This is a genomic window from Paraburkholderia sp. GAS348 (assembly GCF_050434205.1).
Taxonomy (GTDB): Bacteria; Pseudomonadota; Gammaproteobacteria; order Burkholderiales; family Burkholderiaceae; genus Paraburkholderia.
This window is the reverse complement of sequence record NZ_JBNPVT010000032.1, coordinates 20,423-35,649: the sequence shown is the minus strand read 5'-3', so window position 1 is coordinate 35,649 and position 15,227 is coordinate 20,423. Positions and strand designations below refer to the sequence as shown.

At 60.8% G+C, this 15,227-nt stretch carries 15 protein-coding genes; 14 read left to right on the top strand and 1 reads right to left on the bottom strand.

The window, feature by feature from the left end:
• The first annotated feature begins 165 nt into the window (after positions 1-165).
• The 4 genes from P3T22_RS30575 (at position 166) to P3T22_RS30560 (ending at position 4,434) form a co-directional block, all read left to right on the top strand.
• On the top strand, positions 166-1,263 hold the full coding sequence (locus P3T22_RS30575; RefSeq protein WP_158515372.1) for a cupin domain-containing protein: 1,098 nt from the start codon (positions 166-168) through the stop codon (positions 1,261-1,263).
• Positions 1,260-1,982, top strand: coding sequence for a dienelactone hydrolase family protein (locus P3T22_RS30570; RefSeq protein WP_063500178.1), 723 nt, complete (start codon positions 1,260-1,262; stop codon positions 1,980-1,982). Before P3T22_RS30575 ends, P3T22_RS30570 begins: the two co-directional genes overlap by 4 nt.
• Positions 1,979-3,043: a maleylacetate reductase gene (locus P3T22_RS30565; RefSeq protein ID WP_063500177.1), complete on the top strand. Its 1,065-nt coding sequence runs from the start codon at positions 1,979-1,981 to the stop codon at positions 3,041-3,043. Before P3T22_RS30570 ends, P3T22_RS30565 begins: the two co-directional genes overlap by 4 nt.
• A 299-nt stretch (positions 3,044-3,342) precedes the next feature.
• Entirely contained in the window at positions 3,343-4,434 is a 1,092-nt protein-coding gene (locus P3T22_RS30560) for a porin (protein ID WP_420488496.1), read from the top strand.
• Between the two features lie 223 nt (positions 4,435-4,657).
• Here P3T22_RS30560 and P3T22_RS30555 read toward each other — a convergent pair whose 3' ends face one another.
• Positions 4,658-5,572 (bottom strand): LysR family transcriptional regulator, encoded by a 915-nt coding sequence (locus P3T22_RS30555; RefSeq protein ID WP_429326980.1) that lies wholly within the window; start codon positions 5,570-5,572, stop codon positions 4,658-4,660.
• A gap of 234 nt (positions 5,573-5,806) precedes the next feature.
• On the opposite strand from P3T22_RS30555, the gene gtdA reads away from it, so the two are divergent.
• From gtdA to P3T22_RS30505, 10 genes are all read left to right on the top strand, one after another.
• Entirely contained in the window at positions 5,807-6,853 is a 1,047-nt protein-coding gene (gene gtdA, locus P3T22_RS30550; RefSeq protein ID WP_063500176.1) for a gentisate 1,2-dioxygenase, read from the top strand.
• A 17-nt stretch (positions 6,854-6,870) separates the two neighbouring features.
• Positions 6,871-7,587, top strand: a complete 717-nt coding sequence (locus tag P3T22_RS30545; RefSeq protein ID WP_063500864.1) for a fumarylacetoacetate hydrolase family protein — start codon at positions 6,871-6,873, stop codon at positions 7,585-7,587.
• Entirely contained in the window at positions 7,584-8,846 is a 1,263-nt protein-coding gene (locus tag P3T22_RS30540; protein ID WP_063500175.1) for an aromatic ring-hydroxylating dioxygenase subunit alpha, read from the top strand. The genes P3T22_RS30545 and P3T22_RS30540 overlap by 4 nt, the downstream gene beginning before the upstream one ends.
• Entirely contained in the window at positions 8,843-9,319 is a 477-nt protein-coding gene (locus P3T22_RS30535) for an aromatic-ring-hydroxylating dioxygenase subunit beta (protein ID WP_429326979.1), read from the top strand. Before P3T22_RS30540 ends, P3T22_RS30535 begins: the two co-directional genes overlap by 4 nt.
• Positions 9,320-9,321: 2 nt before the next feature.
• A complete protein-coding gene (locus P3T22_RS30530; RefSeq protein WP_256390489.1) occupies positions 9,322-9,447 on the top strand; it encodes a hypothetical protein in 126 nt (41 codons plus the stop codon).
• Between the two features lie 37 nt (positions 9,448-9,484).
• A complete protein-coding gene (locus tag P3T22_RS30525; protein ID WP_429326978.1) occupies positions 9,485-10,549 on the top strand; it encodes a maleylacetate reductase in 1,065 nt (354 codons plus the stop codon).
• 473 nt (positions 10,550-11,022) lie between these two features.
• Positions 11,023-11,460: a MarR family winged helix-turn-helix transcriptional regulator gene (locus P3T22_RS30520; RefSeq protein WP_063500172.1), complete on the top strand. Its 438-nt coding sequence runs from the start codon at positions 11,023-11,025 to the stop codon at positions 11,458-11,460.
• A 90-nt stretch (positions 11,461-11,550) separates the two neighbouring features.
• Positions 11,551-13,113 (top strand): DHA2 family efflux MFS transporter permease subunit, encoded by a 1,563-nt coding sequence (locus P3T22_RS30515; RefSeq protein WP_429326977.1) that lies wholly within the window; start codon positions 11,551-11,553, stop codon positions 13,111-13,113.
• Positions 13,114-13,209: 96 nt separating this feature from the next.
• Positions 13,210-13,647, top strand: a complete 438-nt coding sequence (locus P3T22_RS30510) for a MarR family winged helix-turn-helix transcriptional regulator (RefSeq protein ID WP_429326976.1) — start codon at positions 13,210-13,212, stop codon at positions 13,645-13,647.
• A 49-nt stretch (positions 13,648-13,696) separates the two neighbouring features.
• Positions 13,697-15,205: an efflux transporter outer membrane subunit gene (locus P3T22_RS30505; RefSeq protein ID WP_429326975.1), complete on the top strand. Its 1,509-nt coding sequence runs from the start codon at positions 13,697-13,699 to the stop codon at positions 15,203-15,205.
• The last annotated feature ends 22 nt before the right edge of the window (positions 15,206-15,227 follow it).

Here is a 15,227-nt window from a genome sequence, read left to right as displayed (position 1 = left end):
CAAAGGGTATCAGCGGCATCACTTGCCTTCAACCTGCGCCGTCCTCGCTGCCGTGCCGAACCTTCGCGACGGGTACGCTTGACGGGCGATATTTCATCTTATATTGTGTGATGCATCATACAATGTATTATGAGAAGTGAACCCAAAAAGGAGAAGGAGATGACCATGGAGCTTGATCACGCTGGCGTGCGCGCCCAACTCTCGAGCGATGCATCCGCGCTCAATCTGGTGGAGTTCTGGGAACAGCGTATGGAGATCGAAATTGAGGAACCGCGGCCGAGGGCTGTGCCGTATCACTGGCAGTGGTCCGATATCCAGCCGCGGCTCGCGGTGGCCGCCAGGACCGTGCCAATCGAGGAATGCGAGCGGCGGGCTCTGGTGTTCGCCAATCCCGGGCTGTCTGGCAAGCCCTACATCACGCAGACGATATTTGCGGCCTATTCGCTGTACAACCCGGGGGAACAGGCGCCGGTCCATCGCCATACGCCGAATGCGAGCCGCTTCGTGCTGGAAGGCAAGGGCGGGTTTACCGTGGTGAATGGCGAGAAGATCCTGATGTCGCGCGGCGATCTCGTGCTGACGCCCAACGGCTGCTGGCACGATCACGGAAACGAAGGGACGGAACCGGTCATCTGGGTTGACGTTCTCGATGTTCCGCTAGTCGAGTCGCTCAATGCAACGATGTTCGAGTTCGACTACGTCGAAGATGAGCAGCGCAGGACGGTCCAGTCAATCGCCGCACCGTCGGGTCATTCCACGCATCTGTATTCGCGCGGGGGACTCACGCCGACCTTCGTTGACCACCGCAGGGGCCGCGTCGATCACTCCCCGATGTTCGTCTATCGATGGAAGGACACGCGGGCAGCGCTCGATGCCATGTCCAGTCTGCCTGGCAGTCCATACGACGCGATCACGGTCGAATACACAAACCCGGTTAGCGGCGGCCCTGTTATGCAGACAATGTCTTATAGAAGCACGTTGCTGCGCGCAGGCGAACGGACACTGCCCCAAAGGCGAACTTCTTCCTCAGTATTCGTCGTGCTGGAAGGCACCGGAAAAACCGAAATCAACGGGAAAACTTTCGAGTGGAAACCCAACGATGTATTCTGCGCGCCCCCGTGGTCGTGGTATCAGCATGAATCGACCGGCGGCGAAGCAGCGCTTTATTCGGTGACTGACGAGCCCGCTCTCAAGAAACTCGGCTTAATGCGCAAACAGGCGCGTAACGACGACGGAACCATTTTTGAACTGGAGGTAGCATGACCGCAGCGCAATTCCCGTCCGGCTGGCAGACAGTTTCTCAGCAAGAAGACATCGAAGCGTTCTGCGTCGGTCCCGCCCACGGCGAGGACGATGCACCGCGCGGCACCGTTCTGCTGCTTCAGGAAATCTTCGGCGTGAACCAGGCGATGCGCCACATCGCGACGAAACTGAGCGAGAAGGGATTCAGGGTGGTGTGCGCAGACGTTTTCGGCCATCTCGAGCGCCGGGTCGATCTCGGCTATAGCGAGGCCGACCGCCAACGTGGCTTCGCACTGCTTCAGGCATTTAACCCGGAGACAGCACTCAATCACTGCAATGCCGTAGCGGAGTGGGCGCGTCACCTACCCGGCGCCAATGGCAAGCTGGCCGTTGTCGGGTTTTGCATTGGCGGCCTGCTCGCGCTGAAGTATGCCGCCCGCTTTCATTGCGACGCCGCGGTTTCTTTCTACGGAGTGCGGGTTCACGAGCATCTGAAGGAGTTGCGCACTATCGAATCTCCGCTGCAATACCACGTAGGCGAAGACGATACGCACATACTTCCCGAGCATGTCCGTGCCGTCGAGAGTGTCGTCAGCGGCATGCCGAACGCCACCGTATACACCTACAAGGGCGCGCAACATGGATTCTTCAATTCGTTGCGCGAGGAGGCGTTCAACCGGGAGGCTTTCCTCGCAGCGGATCACCGCATGCTCGAACTGTTGACGGAGCGACTTCGATGATTCCGGCGTTCCAGTTTGAGTGCCACTCGCCGACAGTCCTGTTCGGGGCAGGCCGCGTCGCGGACCTCGCGGGCCGTCTCGATCAGATGGGAAAGTCGCGCGCACTGTTCGTCACAACGGAGGGCGGCGCCCGCCGCTACCGGGAAGTCGCCGAGGTGCTCGCGTCCCGGCTTCGCGCCTCGTTCGATGGCGCGTTGCCGCACTGTCCACTCGAGGTGGCGAATGCTGCACTAGACGCGTTCCGTCGGCGGGAATGTGATGCCATTGTCACCGTTGGAGGAGGGTCGACTGTCGGCCTCGGCAAATATATTGCGGCGGAAACCGGCGCCCCCCATATCGCATTGCCGACCACGCTCTCGGGGTCGGAGATGACGCCGCTGTTCGGGGTGCTGGTGGATGGCGAAAAGCGCACCAGGCGGGAGCCCAGGGCGCTCGCCAACACCGTCATTGTCGATCCGGTGCTCGCGCAATCTTTGCCGATCCGCGAGACAGCGACCACTGGCATGAATGCACTCGCACATTGCATCGAGGCGCTGTATGTTCCGAAGAGCAATCCGTTGACCAACCAGCTCGCGCTGACCGGCATCGACATGCTCTACCGTGCGTTGAAGAAGCTGGCGGACGAGCCTACCGACCTGGAAGCCCGGACCGAGGCGGCTTATGGCGCGACGATTGGCGGCTTGATGGTCAACTCGGTGGGCATCGGCATGCATCACCGGATCTGTCACGTACTGGGCGGGCGCTTCGAGGTGCCCCACGGCGAATCCAACTGTGTCGTGCTGCCGCACGTGCTTGCTTACAACGCGTCGGCGATACCCGAGGCATGCGCGGCGATGGAGTCGGTGATGGGCGCGCATCCTGCGGTGGCACTGTACCGGCTCGCGCGCAGTTTGGGGGCTCCCGCCTCGCTAGGCGAGCTGGGCGTTCCGGCCGACAGCATTGTCGCCATCGCCGCGGAATCTCACCACCACATCGACCACAACCCCTTGCCTGTTGACGAGGCAGCCGTGCTCAACTTGCTGCAAGCCGCATGGACTGGAGAGGAGCCGTCCTCGAGGTAAGCGGCGCGGGAGTTCATCGCACTATCCATCCGACACTGGCGGTTTCCCCTTGAGGCCGCTAGCGGCTGGCGTGTATCGCATGAGCTGGGCGATACCGGCCGTCCGGCTCACCCGCTTTGCTCGGTGATTGCCCGCCCGGCGTGTCGAGCGGGAATACGGGCGAGCGCAGCAACACGGTAGACAGTCGGCGTGTTGCGGTCACAAACACAGAGCCACGCACAAAGATACAGAGCCGTTTATATGTTTGATTAGTATGCCAAAAATTACAAAACACCGGTCGTTAAAAAAAGGAGACGTCAATGGAAATGCGTAGTCTGTTGAGGAGTGTCGCGTTCTTTTCGCTCATGCAAGCGTCATGCCTCGCCCACAGCCAGAGCAGTGTCACGCTATACGGCATCATCGATACAGGAGTCGAATACTACAACCATGCAGCCGGTGGTGGCAGTTTTGCCGGTGTGCCCACATTGACTGGCGAAATGCCTTCGGAGTGGGGATTGACGGGCGTGGAGGATCTCGGGGGCGGCAACAAGGCGATTTTCAGGCTGGAGAGCGGCTTCGCGCCGGGTACCGGCGGCTTCAATTTCGGTGGCCGGGAGTTCGGGCGGCAGGCGAACGTGGGGCTGCAGACCGCCTACGGCTCGTTGACACTTGGTCGGCAGATCAACATGACGACCTACACACTCCTGAACGCCGACGTTATCGGACCGTCGATTCATTCGTTGTACGTCTTCGACAGCTATCTGGCCTATGCACGCAGCGACAACGCCGTTGGCTACATGGAAAAGTTTGCGGGTGTGACCGTCGGCGCCACGTACAGTTTCGGGCGTGACGCCGCCGGGCCCGCCGGCCCCTCCGCGACGAATTGTCCGGGCCAGGTGGCCGGCAATTTCCTCGCCTGCAAGCAATACACCGCCATGATTGCCTACGATTCGTCCCACTTCGGGGCGGCGGCATCGTATGACCGGATGCGTGGCGGCGCGGGGGCGTCGGCACCGCTGACCAGTAGCGCCTACACAGACACTCACACTGTCGTCGATGGCTATTTCAAGCTCCCGAGCGTGAAGGCAGGCGGTGGCTGGATTCACCGTAACCTGTCGGCCGGCGCGGCAAGCACACTCTATAACCTGTACTTTTTCGGACTCACTTATACGCCGATAGCGTCGCTAGCCCTCGACGCGCAGGTCGACAAATACATCCAGTCGGGCGTGACGAGTTCGACCGGGCTGGCTGCGCGTGCCAGTTACTATCTGAGCAGGAGTACGTCCGTCTATTCATCCGTGGGTTACATGATCAACGGCCGTCACGGCAGCACGCCGGTATCCGCCGGCGGTACGGTCGAGGCAGGTGCGGAGCAGCTTGGCGTGATGCTCGGTATGCGCCACCTATTCTGAATCGGGGGCACGACTGCGTTGCACCTCGACCCGATGCGCGGGCATGTAGTCTCCACAACTGGGAAACAACCAGACGCAATGTCACCTGCAGGATCGCAACGCCACAGGGGCGGCATGTTGCACAGTCGGTTCGCGGCCGCCCCGTTTCCGTGCCTGGCGCTCGTCTTCATGGCGCAGCCTCGTTGGAAAATGCAGGACGCCGGGTTCGTGACGGACATGGCTCTCACCCTCGTGCGGCATCCGAGAACGTATCGGCAATCAGATTGCGCAGCCATTGGTTGCCCGGTTCCTTGTGCACTTTCGCATGCCAGAAGATGTTGATGTCGATCCCTGGCAATTCGACCGGATGCTTGACGTACGCGAGCTTGAATGGCGCCAGACACTCCATCGCGTAACGCTCCGGAACCGTGGCGATCATATCCGTATTGGAAAGGATGTGCCCGACGGCGACGAAATGTGGCACGGTAAGCCGGACGTTTCTGCGAATGCCTTTTCGCTCGATCATGTCGTCCACTTGCGCATGTCCTGTTCCCGGAGAAACGACAACCACGTGGTCGGCTTCGGTGAACTGTTTGAGGGAAATTTTCCTCCCTTGAAGCGGGTGACCTTGGCGAAACATGCATACATAAGCCTGATGGAAGAGGCTGCGCTGAAAGAATCCGGCCTTTAGTTGTGGCAGCAAACCCATTGCAAGATCGACCTGTCCCGCTTCCATCGCATCCCGTAGATTCACCGACGTGTTGCGCAGCGTGCTCACAGAAACATGGGGGGCGACGTGCGCCAGCCTGTCCATTAGCTTGGGCAAAAAATAGATTTCCCCCACATCGGCCATACCGATGGTGAATCTTCGCGTGCTCGTGTCGGGGGAAAACTCCGGTTGCTGGTTCAAGGAGCTTCGAATCGTGCTTAACGCGAAGCTGATTGGCTCTGCAAGCTGACTTGCGTAGGGGGTTGGTTCCATCCCCTTTGGTGTGCGAATGAAAAGATCGTCCTGAAGCAGCTTGCGTAAGCGGCTGAGCGCATTGCTCACGGACGGTTGCGTTAAACCAAGCTTGTCAGCCACTCTGGCTACACGACGCTCGATGAGCAGTTCGCTAAATACGACCAGCAGGTTCAGGTCGATGTCATTCAGTTCCACGATTTCATTCACAAGGTAAATGTTGGCAATTCACGATATCGCATTTACCAATGTTAGAGCAGTTCATAGAATTCATCCACGATAGATTTCCGAGTTGAACAAATCTCATGAAGCTAGTTGTCTGTCCGCTCAATCGCACGATGACTGTACTTCTTAAACAGCGCGGGATACCGCCCGAGCATATCTACGCCGACGCGTTCTACTCGAGCGGCCCGTAAATCGGAGACAACTCCCATGCAAAGTCACACCGTTGAACCAGAGCAAGCGCGGGCGAGGCGCGAATACTACGACCGCATCAGTCAACAGAACCTGACGCCGTTGTGGGAAGTGCTTGGCCGCTTGGTCACGCCGACGCCGGCCTCTGCCGCCGTGGCGGCCCTGTGGGGCTACGCCGAGATTCGCGAGCCTCTCATGGAAGCAGGCCGCCTCATCAGTACAGCCGAGGCTGAACGCCGCGTACTGGTCCTCGAGAACCCCGCGCTGCGCGGGCGTTCGGCCATCACGCAATCCCTGTATGCGGGCCTGCAACTGATCATGCCCGGCGAGGTGGCGGCGGCCCATCGCCACACTCAGTCGGCGCTGAGGCTTCTACTTGAAGGCGAGGGCGCATATACCGCTGTCGATGGGGAGCGCACCACGATGCGACGAGGCGACTTCATCCTTACCCCTTCCTGGATATGGCACGACCACGGAAATCCTGGCACTCAGCCGGCTGTTTGGCTCGATGGGCTCGACGTGCCACTGGTGCAGTTCCTTGATGCCAGCTTTTCGGAGCGGGCGAGTGTGACCACTCAATTGCCCATCAGGCCGGAAGGGGACAACCTGAAGCGATACGGCGCGAACATGCTGCCTATCGACCACCAGCCCGTTGGTGTCTCATCGAGCCCAGTGTTCGTCTATCCCTACGAACGTACCAGGGAATCGCTGCTAGGGATTGCTCAAGGGGAGCCGGACAAACACCTCGGTTTCAAGCTGCGTTATGTGAACCCTGCCACCGGCGGATCACCGATGCCGACGATCGGGGCCTATGCGCAGAGGCTCCCTCGCGGTTTTGAGACCCGACCTTACCGATGCACTGACGGTACCGTCTACGTCTGTCTGGAGGGTTCCGGCCACGCCGAAATAAACGGGACCGCGCATGGCTTCGGTCCCAATGACATCTTTATCGTTCCTTCCTGGAATGAGCTGCGCATCCATGCAACAACGGACACGCACCTGTTCAGTTTCAGTGATCGTCCGGTCCATCAGGCGCTTGGTCTTTGGCGCGAGTCGCGGGAGTAAAAGAAATGACAAACCACATCGATTTCGCAGTTTCGCCTTCACCCCTTTACTCGCTGACCGTACATGGGAGCGAGAAGCGTTTTCCGGTCAATCGCATCTTCTGCGTCGGCCGTAACTATGCGGCCCACGCGCGCGAGATGGGCAAGGATCCGGACCGGGATCCGCCGTTCTTCTTTATGAAGCCGGTCAGCGCCATCGTGGACGCCTCGGCGCCCGTGTCGGTTCCCTATCCGTCGATGACCTCGAACTACCAGTACGAGGTCGAACTCGTGGTTGCCATTGGCAAGGGCGGCTTTGAGATTCCGGCGAGCGAGGCGCTCGATCATGTGTTCGGTTACGCCGTTGGACTGGACATGACGCGTCGCGACCTGCAGCTTGCGGCTCGCGACGCAGGCCGGCCGTGGGAGTTTGGAAAAAGTTTCAGTGAGTCGGCTCCGATTGGGGCTGTGCACCCCGTCGGCGAAACTGGGCATCTGAACTCGGCGGCGATTGAATTGACGGTCAACGGAGCGACCAGGCAGGCATCCGATGTGGCAAAGCTCATCTGGTCAACTGCGGAGTGCATCGCGCACCTGTCGCTCTACGAACCGCTGCGCCCTGGCGATCTGATCATGACGGGAACACCAGAAGGCGTCGGTCCCGTGGTGGCTGGAGATGTGATGCGTGGCCGAATCGAAGGACTCCCGGAAGTGAGCGTGACCGTGATCCAGCGGACGATGGAGGCAACACAATGACATCCACCCTATTTCCCCAAACCGTCAAGTGGGAAGGCGAGGGTACCAGTCGTATCCCGTTCACGGCATACACCGATGAGTCGACGTACAAGAAAGAGCTGGAGAGATTCTTCTATCGCAAGCACTGGTGCTATGTCGGCCTTGAAGCCGAGATTCCGAACCCCGGCGACTTCACCCGTACCGTAATTGGTGAGCGGTCCGTCATCATGGTCCGAGGCGCCGACGGCAATATCAACGTCATCGAGAATGCGTGTGCCCATCGCGGCATGGCGTTTTGCAGAGAGCGTCACGGGAACAGGAAAGACGGGTTCACCTGTCCGTACCACCAATGGAATTACACATTGGAGGGGGATCTGCAGGGCGTTCCATTTCGCCGGGGTGTGAAGCAGGACGGTAAGGTGCTGGGCGGCATGCCAGCTGACTTCAAGATGCAGGACAACGGCTTGACGAAGCTGAAGGTCGCGACACGGGGCGGGGTGGTTTTTGCCTCGTTCGACCACGGGATCGAGTCGTTCGAGGATTTCCTGGGGCCGACTATCTTGCAGTGTTTCGACAGGACGTTCAACGGCCGGAAGCTGAAGGTTCTCGGATACAACCGGCAGCGCATTCCGGGCAATTGGAAACTGATGCAGGAGAACATCAAGGATTCCTATCATCCCGGACTTCTGCATACGTGGTTTGTGACCTTCGGACTCTGGCGTGCCGACAACCGGTCCGCGCTGAAGATGGACGCGCACAAGCGGCATGCCGCAATGATCTCCACACGGGGCAACTCGCTCAAGGCGTCGGAGGTGTCGCAGGTCGCGCGCTTTAAGGAGGACATGCAACTCAACGACCCGCGCTTCCTGGATATCGTGACGGAGCCCTGGTGGGGCGGCCCGACTGCGGTCATGACGACCCTCTTTCCGAGTGTCATCCTCCAGCAGTCGGTCAACAGCGTCTCGACGCGGCAGATTCAGCCCAACGGACACGGCTCCTTCGACTTCTTCTGGACGCACTTCGCGTTTGAGGACGATTCCGAGGAGATGATCCAGCGACGGCTGAGACAGGCCAATCTGTTCGGCCCGGCCGGCTTCGTCTCGGCCGACGATGGCGAGGTGATCGAATTCTCCCAGTCGTCGTTCGAAAGCCGTCCGTTTCATCGGGCACTGGCCGAGCTCGGCGGCCATGAGGTCGCCGACACGGATCATATGGTGAGCGATACGCTCATCCGGGGCATGTACCGCTACTGGCGCGAAGTCATGGAGGCACCGGAATGATGGAAAACCTGAAAGACTGGATGGCGCTGACGCAGTTGTACGCAGACTACGCGAGCGCGGTGGACTCCGGCAACTGGAACCTGTGGCCGGAGTTCTTCACCGAGCGGTGCATCTACCGTCTGCAGCCCCGGGAAAACTTCGAGCGCGGATTTCCACTGGCGACGCTGTCGTTCGAAAGCCAAGGGATGCTCAAGGATCGCGTCTACGGCATCCAGGAGACGCTTTTCCACGACCCGTACTATCAGCGGCACATTGTGGGTGCGCCTCTGGTGCACGCGGTCGAGGACGGTCGCATCTACAGCGAAGCCAACTACGTCGTGATCCGCACGAAGCTGAACCAGCTGTCGACCGTATTCAATGCGGGTCGTTACATCGACGAAATAGTTTCAACACCTAACGGTCTGAAGTTTGCGTCGCGTCTGGCGATCTACGACAGCGAAATGATTCCGAACTCCATCATCTACCCGGTTTGATCATGAATACCGATGCGATTTTTTCGTGGCAGGACGTCATCGCGGTCGATGACGTGCCGGTGACGCAGGCCATCCGGACCTATCCCGTCAGGATCGGTAACGACCGGGTCTACGTCGCTTTTGAGTAGCAAGGCGTTCCACCAGAACATAGAGAAGGATGTTTCGATGAAGCCAGTTTTTGATTTCTTCTGCCATTCGCCGACCGTCATGTTCGGCGCTGGCCGCTTCGCCGATCTGCCGATCCGACTGGAGCAGCTGGGAAAATCGCGCGCCCTGCTCATCACGACGGAGGGAGGCGCCCGCCGTTATCGGGAGGTCGCGGAGGTCCTCGCGTCGCAGCTTGCCGCCTCGTTCGATGGTGCCGTACCGCATTGCCCTATCGAGGTGGCGCGCGCCGCACTCGAGACATTCCGCAACCGTGAATGTGACGTCGTCGTCACCGTTGGCGGGGGCTCGACGATCGGCCTCGGCAAATATATTGCGGCGGAAACCGGCGCCCCCCATATCGCATTGCCGACCACGCTCTCGGGGTCGGAGATGACGCCGCTGTTCGGGGTGCTGGTGGATGGCGAAAAGCGCACCAGGCGGGAGCCCAGGGCGCTCGCCAACACCGTCATTGTCGACCCGGTGCTCGCGCAATCTTTGCCGATCCGCGAGACAGCGACCACTGGCATGAATGCACTCGCGCATTGCATCGAGGCGCTGTATGTTCCGAAGAGCAATCCGTTGACCAGCCAGCTCGCGCTGACCGGCATCGACATGCTCTACCGTGCGTTGAAGAAGCTGGCGGACGAGCCTACCGACCTGGAAGCCCGGACCGAGGCGGCTTATGGCGCAACGATTGGCGGCTTGATGGTCAACTCGGTGGGCATCGGCATGCATCACCGGATCTGTCACGTACTGGGCGGGCGCTTCGAGGTGCCCCACGGCGAATCCAACTGTGTCGTGCTGCCGCACGTGCTTGCTTACAACGCGTCGGCGATACCCGAGGCATGCGCGGCGATGGAGTCGGTGATGGGCGCGCATCCTGCGGTGGCACTGTACCGGCTCGCGCGCAGTTTGGGGGCTCCCGCCTCGCTAGGCGAGCTGGGCGTTCCGGCCGACAGCATTGTCGCCATCGCCGCGGAATCTCACCACCACATCGACCACAACCCCTTGCCTGTTGACGAGGCAGCCGTGCTCAACTTGCTGCAAGCCGCATGGACTGGAGAGGAGCCGTCCTCGAGGTAAGCGGGGCGGGAGTTCATCGCACTATCCATCCGACACTGGCGGTTTCCCCTTGAGGCCGCTAGCGGCTGGCGTGTATCGCATGAGCTGGGCGATACCGCCGTCCGGACTTGCAAGGAACCTGGAAGTCGATCCACACAGAAAAATGCGCAACCTCTGATCTGATTGATTAGCAGACCATAGGTTACAAAGTGCCGGTCATTAAAACAAAGGAGACGTCAATGGAAATGCGTAGCGACTGGAGTCTTTCCTGCACCGAATCGGTACTACCCGGAATGCGCGACTTCTGCGTGAAAAACGGGCGTTGGGTTCTACTGCAATAAAGACGTCGATTGGGGCGGCGTGTCGAGGTGCTTGTATCACGTTCGCGGTAAGTGTGACGGGTCGACGTCGGCCCGGTCCGGTCGTCCTCAAAAAGTTTTTGCATATATCTGCAAAGTCAGATATATTGCGAATCAGAAACGGAGATATCAGGGATGAGTCATTATTGCGACGACTTTTTTGGACCCGGTCATAGCATCGTCTTTGCGTTGAGCAAAGCACGCCACCTGCTCACGGCGGAAATGGATGTGGCGCTCTCGGGCACCGGCGTCACCAGTTCGCAGGTCGGCGTGCTGCTGCTCCTGTCGCGGGACAGGGCGCACACTTCGGTGGGATTGTCCAGGCTGCTTGGCATCGATTCGGGATTCGTCACACGGATGCTCGACCGTCTGGAAAGACAGGGTCTCCTGCGCCGGGCTCGCATCAGTGCGGACCGGCGGGTGGTCAGCCTGACGCTGACCGAAGCAGGGCGGGATGTCGCCACGCGGATCGCGGAGATTGCGCCGGCGATGTTGAACCGGCGCCTGGCGGGCTTTACCCCACTGGAATTCGCAACCTTGTGCAGGCTCCTCAACAAGTTGCTGGAAGGGTAGGCCGTTTTTTTTATTCTAATATCTGACATATCAGATAAATGACGACATTGTCAGGACAACCGATCGTCAAATCCTCTTAAAGGACGCAACATGAATCCGCCGAAAAACGCGAGCGCTCCGGCGCCATTGGTTGGCTGGCAGTTCGCACTGGGCACGTTCGCCGTGGCTCTCGCTACCTTCATGAATGTGCTGGACTCGTCGATCGCCAACGTCGCGATCCCGACGCTCTCGGGCGACCTCGGCGTGTCGGTCGACGAAGGCACGTGGGTCATCACGATGTTCTCCGCAGCCAACGCGGTGTCGATTCCGCTGACCGGCTGGCTCACGCAGCGGGTCGGGCAGGTGAAGCTCTTCGTGGCCGCGATCCTGCTGTTCGTGGTGTCGTCCGCGGCGTGCGGCCTCGCGCCGAACCTGCCCGTGCTGCTTGTGGCGCGCATCGTGCAAGGCGCGGTGGCGGGGCCGCTGGTGCCGCTGTCGCAATCGCTCCTGCTCGCTTCGTTTCCGCGGGAAAAAAGCTCGAGCGCGCTGTCGCTGTGGGCGATGACCGCAACGGTCGGGCCGATCGCCGGGCCGGCTCTCGGCGGCTGGATCACCGACAACTACAACTGGTCGTGGATCTTCTACATCAACGTGCCCGTCGGCCTCTTCGCCGCCGCGGTGATCTGGGCGCTCTACCGCAAGAGCGAAACGCCGTCGCGCAAGCTGCCGGTCGACAAGATGGGGCTCCTCTCGCTGATCGTCTGGGTGGGCGCGCTGCAGGTCATGCTCGACAAGGGCAAGGATCTCGACTGGTTCAATTCGCCGGTGATCTGGGCGCTCACGATCGTCGCGCTGGTCGGGTTCGCGTTCTTCCTGATCTGGGAGCTGACCGAGGCCAGGCCGATCGTCGACCTGCGCCTGTTTAAGGGACGCAACTTCCTGGGCGGCACCATCGCGATTTCGGTCGCGTACGCGGTCTTCTTCGCCAACCTTGTGATCCTGCCGACGTGGATTCAGGAGTACCTGGGCTACCGGGCCGTCGACGCCGGCATGGTGACCGCGCCGCTCGGCATCTTCGCCGTGCTCCTTGCGCCGGTGATGGGCAAGGTCATGCCGAAATCGGACGTGCGGATGCTGGCGACGCTCGCGTTCCTGGGTTTCGCCGGCGTGTTCTTCATGCGCTCGCTCTACACCACGGACGTCGACCCCTACACGCTCGTGTTGCCCACGCTGTTGCAGGGCATCCCGATGGCGCTGTTCTTCACGCCGCTCACGGCGATCATCCTGTCGGGCTTGCCGCAGGAGAAGATCCCAGCGGCCGCGGGCCTGTCGAACTTCGCGCGGATCTTCGCCGGCGCGGCGGGGACGTCGCTCATGAGCACAGTCTGGAACGACCGGACGATCCTGCACCATTCGCAACTCGCCGAGCAGACCAGCGTGAACAACCCGGCCTACGTGCACGCGCTCGCCGGTATTCAGACGACGCTGCACGCGAGTCTCTTCAAAGCCCAAGCCTTTTTCGAAGCGCAATTGAGCGCACAGGCGTCGATGCTTGGCCTGAACGATGTGTTCTGGTTGTCGGCGGTGATCTTTGTCGTAATCATTCCGCTCATCTGGATCACCACGCCCGGCAAGGACGGTGCCAGGAACGCAGCGGGCGCGGGCGGTCACTGAGCAGCGCGCGGCCCGGACGGGAAGAAATCGGAAAATTGTTCTTGCAAGAATCTGACTTTGCAGTTATTGTGCGAGTCACTCACATTGAGGCGCACCATGAAGCACTACACGCCCGAAAACTTCTCGCTGACACAAAGCGTCGGATTCCTGCTGACCAAGGCTCGCAACCTGATCACTGCGGAAATGGACACGGCCCTCGAGGATCTCGACATCACCGGCCCACACATGGGCATTCTCCTCGCAATGCAGCGCGGCCTGGCCTCCACGCCGTTCGAGCTCTCGAAGATGCTGTCCGTCGACACCGGACTGATGACGCGGATGCTGGACAAGCTGGAAACGAAGGGGTTGCTGGAACGCTCGCGCAGCGTGGACGATCGCCGGGTGGTTAACCTGATGCTGACGAAGAAGGGCGAAGAAATCGCGGCCAGGATTCCGGGTATCGCGCCGGAAGTGCTCAACGCGCGGTTGAAGAAGTTTACGAGGGCGGAGTTCGAAGAACTGTGCCGTCTGCTTAACAAGTTCATTGGAGAGTGAGCGCCGCGGCGCTCCCCTTTTTTTAAGCATTAATCTGACAGGTCAGAAAATGAAAGTGCAGATTATTAAATCCGGCAGCGGTATCCGTGTAACGAAGGCGGGGCTGTCGGCGATCCTGGCGGCGGTGCTCTCGGCATGCGCCAACTATGCGGGCATCCACAGCGACAAGCAGATGGCCCGGCCGCAACAGTTCGCGACGACGCAAAGCCTGCCGGGCGAAAGCGGTCACTGGCCGGCGGCTGGCTGGGCCGACCAGTTCGGTGACGCGCAACTGAAGGCCTTGCTCGAGGAAGCGCTCAAGGGCAGCCCGACGATCGCGCAGGCGCGCGCCCGCATTGCCGGGGCGCAAGCCTATGTGGAAACCGCGAAGGCCAGCACGATGCCGCGTGTCGACGCCGATTACTCGCTGACGCGCCAGCAGTTCAGCGGCACGGCGGAAGTGCCGCCGCCCTACGCGGGTAGCTGGCAAACCCAGAACAGCGGACTGTTGACCGCTTCATACGATCTGGATCTGTGGGGCAAGAATCGCGAAGCGCTGAAGGCGGCGGTCTCCCAATTGCAGGCAAGCGAGGCCGACGCGGAAGTCGTCAGGCTCACGCTCACGACCGCGATCGCTCGCACCTATAACCAGCTTGCGCGGCTTTACGTGCTGCGCGATATCGCACAGCAGGAAGTCGAGCGCCGCGAACAGATCGACCGCATCACGGCCGGCCGCATCGCGACCGGGCTCGATACCCAGGTCGAGCGCAAGACGGCGCAGGCGAATCTCGCGACCGCCCGCTCGGCGCTCGCCGCGCTCGACGGCAGCGTCCTGACGACCCGCTACCAGTTGGCCGCGCTCATGGGCGAAGGCCCGGACCGCGGGCTCGCGATTGCGCGGCCTGCGCTTGGCGTCGGCGACGAGGTGCGCCTGCCGGACAACCTTCCCGCCGACCTCGTGAGCCGCCGCCCGGACATCGTCGCGGCCCGCTGGCGCGTCGATGCGATTACGCACGAAGTGAAGGAAGCGAAGGCCGAGTTCTACCCGGACATCAATCTGAGCGCCGCGATCGGTCTGGATTCGTTCGGTTTTGGCCGCTTCCTGACGGCGGCGAGCCGCACGGCCAGCGCGGGTCCGGCGATCCATCTGCCGATATTCGACGCGGGTGAACTGCGTGCGCAATTGAAGGGCCGTTACGCCGATTTCGACGACGCCGTCGCGACTTACAACCAGACGCTGATCAGCGCCTTGAGCGGCGTGGCGACGCAACTCGCGCAGATTCGCTCGAGCGACGTGCAGCTTGGCGATGCGCAAACCGCGCAGCAAGCCGCGCGCGAGGCCGACGATCTGGCGATCACGCAGTACAAGGGCGGACTGACCAATCAGCTGACCGTGCTCAACGCCGACATGAACGCGCTGCGGGCCGATCAGGCCGTCGCCAACCTGCTGATGGACCGGCGCGACCAGCAGATCGCGCTCGCATCGGCGCTCGGCGGCGGCTACGTCGATACGTCATCCGACTCGGCACACAGTGCGGCTTTAGCCACGCATTCCAACTCCGTCGTCGCCGCGCGTTGAACCGGCACGTTCGCAAACTCTT